The sequence below is a fragment of the Kluyvera sp. genome (assembly GCF_965301105.1).
Window position 1 is genome coordinate 36,391 of record NZ_CBDKZX010000028.1, and the last position, 9,239, is coordinate 45,629.

Here is a 9,239-nt window from a genome sequence, read left to right on the forward strand (position 1 = left end):
CCACTTGGGCCGATTTTTTACTTCACGCTGGCGGTTTATTCAACCGACTGCGGGCGGGTAGGTTCAGCGGTAGCCGTGTGCGTCGCACTATGGCCGCCAGCGGAACCTTTACCGTCGAAGTTAAAGGACGGACGAACCCAGTCGCTGTGGCGCGGTGCTTCTGGCACGTATGCCGGTGCCGGCGCTCGGGTCATCGGCGCTGAGGCACGGTTGGCATCGGAAGATTTCGCAGCCGGTGCCGGTGCGGTCACAACCGGTTCAGCAACGACTGGCGCGGCAACCTCTGGCGTTTCCTCGACCGGAGCCTCTTCAACAACCGGTTCTTCTGCCACAGGCGCACTGTCAATCATCGGCGCGGCCTCAACCACTGGCGCGGTTTCAACAACCGGTGTTTCGGCCTCGGCTTTCACTTCTTCAGCGACAACCGGTGCTTCATCGACAACCACCTCTTGCGCAACGGTTTCTTCAACCACTGCGGCAGGCGCTTCTTCCACTGCTGACGCTGGAGCTTCTTCCTGCGCTGGCGCCGTTTCCTGCGCCATGGTAACCGGTTCGGCTACGGCTGCCGGGGCGGCAACTTCAGGCGCTTCAACGACGGTTTCAACAACTGCTGGCTCGGCAACGACCGCCTGTTCAGCAGCTTGCGCTACGATTGGCTGTTCTGTTACGTCCTGCTCTACCGGTGCTTCCGCTTCGGTCTGAACCTGAGCGATCGGATAGGTAATCCATACTTTACCGGAAGCCAGTTCTGGCGACGCACAGGCGACGGTCAGCGGCATCGGTGACTGGGTCGGGTAACGCTCGTCACGGTAACGACGACGACGCTGACCGCTCACGCGCAGATGACGCGGAGAACGGCGGGAACGACGCGGCATGCCGTTGTTATCACGACCTTCCGTATTTTCATCCTGCTCGCCCTGTACTGGCGCATCAACGACTGCCGGCAGATCGACTTTCGCCAACGCGGTACGCGGCGCTTCCTGCTGCTGCGGTTCATCCGCAATCAGTTCACGAGCGGCAGTCTGCTCAGGGGTTTCGATGCGGACTTTCTGTGCCAGCTGGCGCGGTTTGCGGCGCGGCATAGTCTGTACGCGTTCTTCCTGTGCGGCTTCCGGTGCGGCAACGGCCTGTTCTTCACGAGCCTGCGGTTTCGCTTCCTGCGGCTGCTGACGTTTATCGTCGCTACGGCGGCGGTTACGTTCACGGCGTGGCTGCTGCTGTTCGTCACGTGAGCGGGATTTCTCCGCGTCATCCACGACGTTCTGCTGGCGGTTTTCGCGTGCTTCAGACTGCTGCGGTTTCTCGCGACGGTTACGACGGTTATCGTCGCGACCTTCACGGCTTTCACGCGGTTCGCGGCCTTCGGCGTTTTCGTTACGGTCATTGCGCTCGTTGCGGTCATTACGACGATCGCTACGCTCGTTACGGTCGCGACGGTTATTCTGACGCGGCTTGCGGCGTTCCTGCTGACGCTCAGGTTTTGCTTCTTGTTTCTCCGGCTGTGCTTCAACCGCTTTCTCCGGGCTACCGGCAAACAGGCTTTTCAGCGCAGCAAAGAAACGAGAGAGCAGGCCTGGAGCCGCCGGTGCGGCAACTGCAGCGGCTTTCGGCTGAGCGGCAGCTGGCGCGGCTTTCTCTGCGGTAGGCTCAGGCACTTCCGGCATCACGAAGGTCGCCAGCGCCGGCTGCTCAGGCAGCTTACGCTCAACAAACTCTTCTTCAACCGGCAGCGCCATGGCTTCTTCGTGCAGCTTCGGCAGCAGGTAGCTCAGCGTGGTGGTTTCTTCGCCTTTACGCACGCGCAGCACGGAGTAGTGCGGGGTTTCCATCTCGTCGTTCGGGACGATGATGCAACGCACGCCGCCCTGGCGGGATTCAATGGCGCTTACCGCAGCACGTTTTTCGTTCAGCAGGTAAGAGGCAATGGGCACCGGAACAATGGCGTGGACTTCTTTGGTGTTCTCTTTCAGCGCTTCTTCTTCAATCAGACGCAGAATAGAGAGCGACAGCGATTCGTTATCACGCACGGTGCCGGTGCCGGAGCAGCGCGGGCAGACGTGGTGGCTGGATTCGCCCAGCGACGGGCTCAGACGTTGGCGAGACATCTCCAGCAGGCCAAAGCGGGAAATGTGGCTAATCTGGATACGCGCACGGTCCTGACGGACGGCCTCGCGCAGACGATTTTCTACCGCGCGCTGGTGGCGAACCGGGGTCATATCGATAAAGTCGATAACGATCAGGCCACCAAGGTCGCGCAGACGCAGCTGGCGAGCAATTTCATCAGCCGCTTCGAGGTTGGTGTTGAACGCGGTTTCTTCGATATCGCCGCCGCGGGTTGCACGCGCGGAGTTGATGTCGATAGCGGTCAGCGCTTCGGTGCTATCGATAACGATAGAACCGCCGGAAGGCAGACGCACTTCACGCTGGAAGGCGGACTCGATCTGCGATTCAATCTGGTAGTGGCTGAACAGCGGGATTTCACCGGTGTACAGTTTGATTTTGCTGCTGAAATCCGGACGGCCCAGTGCAGAAATGTGCTGACGCGCCATTTCCATCACTTTCGGGTTGTCGATCAGGATTTCGCCGATATCCTGGCGCAGATAGTCGCGGAAGGCACGCACGATCACGTTGCTTTCCTGGTGAATCAGGAACGGAGCAGGACGGCTTTCAGCGGCTTTCTGAATAGCTTCCCAGTGCTTCAGACGGAAGCTTAAGTCCCACTGCAGCGCTTCGGCTGATTTGCCGACGCCCGCGGTACGCACGATTAAGCCCATGCCGTCCGGCAGCTCGAGGCTAGCCAGCGCTTCTTTCAGTTCGGTGCGATCGTCGCCTTCGATACGGCGAGAGATACCGCCCGCGCGCGGGTTGTTCGGCATCAGCACCAGGTAGCTACCCGCGAGGCTGATAAAGGTCGTCAGCGCAGCGCCTTTATTGCCGCGTTCTTCTTTATCAATCTGGACGATGACTTCCTGGCCTTCACGCAGCACATCTTTGATGTTCGGACGACCGTGAGAACTGTAGTTGGCTGGGAAATATTCGCGAGCGATTTCTTTGAGGGGGAGGAAACCATGACGCTCGGCGCCGTAATCAACAAATGCGGCTTCGAGACTCGGTTCAATACGGGTAATTTTGCCTTTGTAGATGTTCGCTTTTTTCTGTTCGTGTCCTGGGCTTTCAATATCCAGATCGTACAGACGCTGCCCATCAACGAGAGCGACACGCAACTCTTCCTGCTGAGTTGCGTTGATTAACATTCTTTTCATCGTAACTTACTCATTATTCTTACATTGACGACTAAGCTGCGAGCAGAGTGTTGCCTTTCCGGGGTAAACCGATGGCCTCGTGACTATTCACGTCGCCAACCTCACGGTTGTCGCTCGCTTAAGAGGCGCAGAGTGTCGGTAGCCTGTGTTTCAAACGGAAACACAGCGCAATTATTAGGGGAACAGCCTGGGATAACTCTCCAGAGAAGATTCCATTTATACTCGTCATCTTTCAGAAGGTAGAGATTGGCACGGATGTTTCCCGTTGCGTTATTTTTCTGCCATCTAAAATTCGTACAGTATATGTACCGGTAAGGACTGCAACTCGCAGCCCGCTAACTGTCTGAGGGATCAATACGTCTTACGCCATTGCTGCGTGGATGATCGAACAGACAAAACTGGTCATTCCGTCATACACTTCATCTTTCAGGCTGCCTCGGCGTTGGCTGAACACGCTCACCTTAGTCACGTACTCGGGTACGTTCCTGCGGGCTCACTCGCTTGCCGCCTTGATGCCGCTTGAATGATTTGGTGTATATATCCTTGTTATTCCAGGTTCACCACGGAAAACAGTTTCATTATTCCTTGGTAACCCGGTTATAGCAAGTTGACTTTCACCTTTTATCACCCGGTTACTCACAGTTTCTTCACCAGTCCGTTGAGATTGTTCTAATAACAAACAGCTCGCTGGGAAAAGCAACAGCGGTAAACGGGGTATGATAAATATAAGCATAGAAAAATGAGTGGCGCTAATGAGCCTGGATATTTAGAATCGCGCACCATGAAAACTGAGACTCCGACTGTAAAAATGGTTGCCATCAGCGCTGACGAAGCCGGGCAACGAATCGACAACTTTTTGCGTACCCAGCTAAAAGGGGTACCGAAGAGTATGATTTATCGCATCTTGCGTAAGGGCGAGGTGCGGGTAAATAAAAAGCGCATTAAGCCTGAATACAAGCTGGAAGCCGGCGATGAGGTGCGAATCCCGCCGGTGCGCGTCGCCGAGCGTGAAGAGGACGCGGTTTCGCCGCATCTGCAAAAAGTGGCTGCGCTGAGCGACGTGATCCTGTACGAAGACGATCACATCCTCGTGCTGAACAAGCCCTCCGGCACGGCGGTACATGGCGGTAGCGGCTTAAGTTTCGGCGTGATTGAAGGGCTGCGCGCTCTGCGCCCGGAAGCACGCTTCCTGGAGCTGGTCCACCGTCTTGACCGCGATACCTCCGGCGTGCTGCTGGTGGCGAAGAAGCGTTCGGCGCTGCGTTCGCTGCATGAGCAGTTGCGCGAGAAGGGGATGCAGAAAGACTACCTGGCGCTGGTGCGCGGGCAGTGGCAGTCCCACGTGAAGGCTGTACAGGCCCCGCTGCTGAAAAATATTTTGCAGAGCGGTGAGCGTATCGTACGCGTCAGCCAGGAAGGCAAGCCATCGGAAACCCGCTTTAAAATAGAAGAACGTTACGCGTTCGCCACGCTGGTCCGCTGTAGCCCGGTGACCGGACGTACGCACCAGATCCGCGTGCATACCCAGCATGCGGGGCACCCGATCGCTTTTGACGATCGCTACGGCGACCGCGAGTTTGATAAGCAACTGGCGGGTACCGGGCTGAATCGTCTGTTTTTGCACGCGGCGGCGCTGAAGTTTACCCACCCGGGGACCGGCGAAGTGATGCGCGTGGAAGCGCCGATGGATGACCAGCTCAAGCGCTGTCTCCAGGTGCTACGCAACCAGAAGTAAGCAAAAACGGGCCATGCGGCCCGTTTTTTTATGCCGCTTCGCGAAGGCGAACGGCAACGCTTTTCTCTTTAATCGGCAGATTCACCAGTGCCGCCAGCAGCGCCAGCGCGATATCTGCATACCACACCCACGTCAGGCTGCCTTCATATTGCATCGCTACGCCACCCAGCCACGCACCGAAGAAGGCGCCGATCTGATGGCTAAACAGCGTAAAGCCAAACAGCGTGGCCAGGTAGCGCGTGCCAAACAGCTTGCCGATGATACCCGCGGTGGGCGGTACGGTGGCCAGCCAGGTAAAACCGATGGCGCAAGCAAAGAGATAAAAAGCCGTCTCGGATTTTGACGACAGCAGGAAGAGGGCGATCATCACCGCGCGCGAGGCGTAAAGTACCGCCAGAATGTACTTCATCCGATAGCGCTTGCCGAGAAACCCAGCCACGATGCTGCCGACAATATTGCACAGTCCAATCAACGACAGGCTGATGGCGGGCACCGTGGCGTCGTGGCCGCACAGGGCCGCTTCTGTAGGCAGGTGGGTTGTCAGAAACGCCACGTGAAAACCGCAGGTTAGAAAGCCTGCGTGCAGCAGCAAGTAGCTGGGATTGCGAAAGGCGAGGGCGATCTGCTGCTTTAATCCCGCATCGGCGGCAACATGGACGGTGGGCGCTGCCGCCTGACGCTTTGCGCCGCGGCACAACAGCCATGACGGGAAAATGGTGGCCAGCGCGGCCATTGCCAGAAAGACCAGCCCGGAGGCCATCCCACGCAGGCCAATAATCAATTGTACCAGCGGCGCGAAGATAAACTGGCCAACGGAGCCGCCGGCGTTAATCAGTCCGCTGGCCATTGAGCCTTTATCCGTGGGCAGCCGGCTGGCCACGACGCCAATCAGGACGGAAAAGCTGCCCGCCGCTGCGCCTGCCGGGCTGAGAAGCCCCTGGGCTAGCGTTAACGGCAGGAACGAGGCGGCCCACAGCGTGCCCAACTGCCCCAGCGCAATCATCACGGCCCCGAGTACCAGCACGCTGAATGCGCCGCGTTTATCCGCCCATGCGCCAAACAGCGGCTGGAAAGCGCCCCACATTAGCTGGCCGATAGCCAGAGCCATGCTGATTTCGGCAATACTCATCGAGGTTTGCATGACGATCGGGTGAACGAACAGACCCACGGTCTGGCGGATGCCCATGGTGATCATCAGGATCACGCTGGCGAGCGTTATCGGCAGCCATAGAGAAGAAGCGGATTGCGATGGGGTGCGCACGGTGCGCTCCTGTTGTCATTGTTATCAATGACGAGAGAGTACTGAGGGCGACGTTAAAAAGCTACGTCCCCTCAGCCCGCCGACGCGGTGAGCTGAGGGAAAAAGGTTAAGGTTTTAACCATTTATCCAGCCAGGGGAAGACTTCCTCCTGCTGTTGCTGGTAAAAGACGTGCCCAAGCTCTGGCCAGCTCTTCGTCACCAGCATATCGTCGGCTTTTTGCGAGGCCCACACTTTGTGGACTTTGGCAAAGGCGTCGCTTACCGCTTTCGCCGGGAACAGCTTGTCCTGTCCGCCGCTGAAAATCAGCATCGGTTTTGGTGCGGCAATGCTGGCAATATCGGGGATATCCATTTTCGCGGGCATTCCCGGATGCAGCATATAAAAGGCCGACTGCCCGCGCAGCACGTTGTTCCCCGGCGTCATCAGGCCGTCATAGGTGCCAAACCAGGAAATCACCGCCGTGGCGGCCACCTTCTCGGAAAGCGCCGCTAACTGCCAGGCGCGGAAACCGCCCATTGAGAAGCCCAGCACGCCAATGCGTTTGCTATCAACGCCTTTCAATGAGGCGACAAAGTCGACGGTACGCATATCCTCATAGGCGACTTCACCGGCCAGTGAGCGCCCGAGATTGAAATAGTTGCTGGCCAGCGCCTGCTGCTGTTCGTAAACCATTGGACCACGATCGCCCCAGCCGGGGCTGTCGATGGCGATAACCACGTAGCCGCGCTTCGCCAGCTCGTCACCGATAAAACGTCCGGTAAAGAACTTATCGGCCCACGCCTGGGCGCTGGCGAGCTGCTCCGGATTGCCCCACGGACGAATTAGCTTCTCCTTACCGATATCAAACTTTGAACCATGGTCATGAAGCAGGACGATAGCCGGGTGTGGACCGGGCGTTTTTGGCGTGAGCATCAGGGCGGAGATGCGGTTATCGTCGGTAATGTTGAGCGCGAGTTTTTCAGCGGTGTAGCTGCCACGGTCTTCGCTGGCGATAATCTGCTCATCGAACGGTTTGGTGGCGTCCGGCGTCAGCAACGCCTGGCGGAATTCCTGGCGCGCGTGCTGCTGCCAGCTCTTAAAATCAGAATAGTGCCCGGAAAGCCATGAGTCCGGATATTGCATCTGGGTTTTCATCTGTTGCCAACTGGCAGGAAGGTTGCCTTCAACCACCCCTTGCTTCTGCCAGTCATCAGCGGCAGTGGCCTGAATTGCGGTTAGCATTGCCAGAATAAATAATATCTTACGGTTGCCACGCATCCTCACTCCTTAAATCAAAACAATGTTTCAATATGGAGTGGGGATTGTAACGGTGCCGGGAAAATAAACTGTGATCGCAGAAGGAATAAGCAACAATAGGGGGAAAGGCCGGCGTCGCGTAATCCGACAGAGCGTCGCGACGCCAGATGTGACGCTAATCTAACAGCGGATTATGATTTTCCCGCCGTAACATTTTGCACAAGGCTATTAGCGGTAAACCGACCAGGGTATTCGGGTCGCGCCCTTCAAGACGGTCAAAGAGGGCAATGCCCAGTCCTTCACTTTTAAAACTGCCGGCGCAGTTAAGCGGATTTTCTTTGCGAATATAGGTGAGGATTTCTTGTTCACTCAGATGGCGAAAATGCACATCGAACGGTTCACATTCCGTCTGGAGATGACCATTTGCTGAATTATACAGCGCCAACCCAGTATAAAAAGTCACCACATTACCGCTGGCCTTTTTTAATTGTAAGCGCGCATTTTCCTCGGTATGAGGTTTGCCGGTAATTTCGCCTTCCAGCATACAGACCTGATCGGAACCAATAATGAGATGGTTCGGAAAGCGTTCCGCCAGCGCCTGCGCTTTTAACTGCGCCAGCCGTAGCACCAGGCTGCGCGGGGTTTCGCCAGGCAGCGGCAGTTCATCAACCTCCGGTGCGGCACATTCGAAGGCGATACCGAGCTTCTCAAGCAGCTGTTTGCGATAGGGGGAGGTGGAGGCAAGAATCAAATCAGGCATAATTTTTCAAATAGACTGTAGCGAATTAGATTCCGACATTTTAAACTATAGGCCGCAATGTGTGCGAATTATTGGCAAAAGGCAACCTGAGGCTGCCTTTTTCTTTGACTCTATGACGTTACAAAGTTAATATGCGCGCCCTATGCAAAAGGTAAAATTACCCCTGACTCTCGATCCGGTTCGTACGGCTCAAAAACGCCTTGATTACCAGGGTATCTATACCCCCGATCAGGCGGAGCGCGTCGCCGCGTCCGTAGTCAGTGTAGACAGTGATGTGGAATGCGAAATGTCCTTCGCTATCGATAACCAACGCCTCGCGGTCATTACCGGTGATGCGAAGGTCACGGTATCGTTGGAATGTCAGCGTTGCGGGAAACCGTTTACTCATCATGTTTACACAAAGTATTGTTTCAGCCCGGTCAAGAATGACGATCAGGTTGAGGCACTCCCGGAAGCGTATGAGCCGATTGAGGTTAACGAATTCGGTGAAATCGATCTGCTTGCAATGGTTGAAGATGAGATTATCCTCTCCTTGCCGGTAGTTCCGGTGCATGATTCTGAACACTGTGAAGTGTCCGAGGCGGACATGGTCTTTGGCGAATTGCCTGATGAGGCGCAAAAACCAAACCCATTTGCCGTATTAGCCAGCTTAAAGCGTAAGTAATTGAGGAGTAAGGTCCATGGCCGTACAACAGAATAAACCAACCCGTTCCAAACGTGGCATGCGTCGTTCTCATGACGCTCTGACCGCAGTCACCAGCCTGTCTGTAGACAAAACTTCTGGTGAACAACACCTGCGTCACCACATCACTGCCGACGGTTACTACCGTGGCCGTAAGGTAATCGCTAAGTAATCACGCGCAAGCGTGATTATGCTTAGTGAGGAATTTCCCCGTTCACGCGGGGAAACACCGAACCAGGCGGCGAAGATACCTTGACACGTCTAACCCTGGCGTTAGATGTCATGGGGGGCGATTTTGGCC

7 protein-coding genes are annotated in these 9,239 nt (G+C 56.2%); 3 read left to right on the top strand and 4 right to left on the bottom strand.

Annotated features, from left to right (window positions below; all coding sequences use genetic code 11):
- Positions 1–35: 35 nt before the first annotated feature.
- A complete protein-coding gene (gene rne / locus ACW14G_RS11935) occupies positions 36–3,263 on the bottom strand; it encodes a ribonuclease E (protein ID WP_249022005.1) in 3,228 nt (1,075 codons plus the stop codon).
- 781 nt (positions 3,264–4,044) lie between these two features.
- On the opposite strand from rne, the gene rluC reads away from it, so the two are divergent.
- The gene (gene rluC / locus ACW14G_RS11940) at positions 4,045–4,998 is read left to right on the top strand and encodes a 23S rRNA pseudouridine(955/2504/2580) synthase RluC (RefSeq protein WP_167576194.1); all 954 of its coding nucleotides are present in this window, start codon (positions 4,045–4,047) and stop codon (positions 4,996–4,998) included.
- A 28-nt stretch (positions 4,999–5,026) separates the two neighbouring features.
- Here rluC and ACW14G_RS11945 read toward each other — a convergent pair whose 3' ends face one another.
- From ACW14G_RS11945 to ACW14G_RS11955, 3 genes are all read right to left on the bottom strand, one after another.
- Entirely contained in the window at positions 5,027–6,259 is a 1,233-nt protein-coding gene (locus ACW14G_RS11945) for an MFS transporter (RefSeq protein WP_223802346.1), read from the bottom strand.
- Positions 6,260–6,365: 106 nt separating this feature from the next.
- On the bottom strand, positions 6,366–7,481 hold the full coding sequence (locus ACW14G_RS11950; protein WP_223882177.1) for a dienelactone hydrolase family protein: 1,116 nt from the start codon (positions 7,479–7,481) through the stop codon (positions 6,366–6,368).
- 190 nt (positions 7,482–7,671) lie between these two features.
- Entirely contained in the window at positions 7,672–8,256 is a 585-nt protein-coding gene (locus ACW14G_RS11955) for a Maf family protein (RefSeq protein WP_163448101.1), read from the bottom strand.
- A gap of 142 nt (positions 8,257–8,398) precedes the next feature.
- On the opposite strand from ACW14G_RS11955, the gene yceD reads away from it, so the two are divergent.
- Together yceD and rpmF are read left to right on the top strand one after the other, a co-directional pair.
- Positions 8,399–8,920: a 23S rRNA accumulation protein YceD gene (gene yceD, locus ACW14G_RS11960; protein ID WP_455648603.1), complete on the top strand. Its 522-nt coding sequence runs from the start codon at positions 8,399–8,401 to the stop codon at positions 8,918–8,920.
- 16 nt (positions 8,921–8,936) lie between these two features.
- Positions 8,937–9,110, top strand: a complete 174-nt coding sequence (rpmF, locus tag ACW14G_RS11965) for a 50S ribosomal protein L32 (RefSeq protein WP_064549135.1) — start codon at positions 8,937–8,939, stop codon at positions 9,108–9,110.
- Positions 9,111–9,239 lie beyond the last annotated feature (129 nt).

Excerpts from the sequence above, each read along its gene's own strand:
- rne (WP_249022005.1), bottom strand. The coding sequence starts at position 3,263 with ATGAAAAGAATGTTAATCAACGCAACTCAGCAGGAAGAGTTGCGTGTC.
- rluC (WP_167576194.1), top strand. The coding sequence starts at position 4,045 with ATGAAAACTGAGACTCCGACTGTAAAAATGGTTGCCATCAGCGCTGAC.
- ACW14G_RS11950 (WP_223882177.1), bottom strand. The coding sequence starts at position 7,481 with ATGCTAACCGCAATTCAGGCCACTGCCGCTGATGACTGGCAGAAGCAA.
- ACW14G_RS11955 (WP_163448101.1), bottom strand. The coding sequence starts at position 8,256 with ATGCCTGATTTGATTCTTGCCTCCACCTCCCCCTATCGCAAACAGCTG.
- yceD (WP_455648603.1), top strand. The coding sequence starts at position 8,399 with ATGCAAAAGGTAAAATTACCCCTGACTCTCGATCCGGTTCGTACGGCT.
- rpmF (WP_064549135.1), top strand. The coding sequence starts at position 8,937 with ATGGCCGTACAACAGAATAAACCAACCCGTTCCAAACGTGGCATGCGT.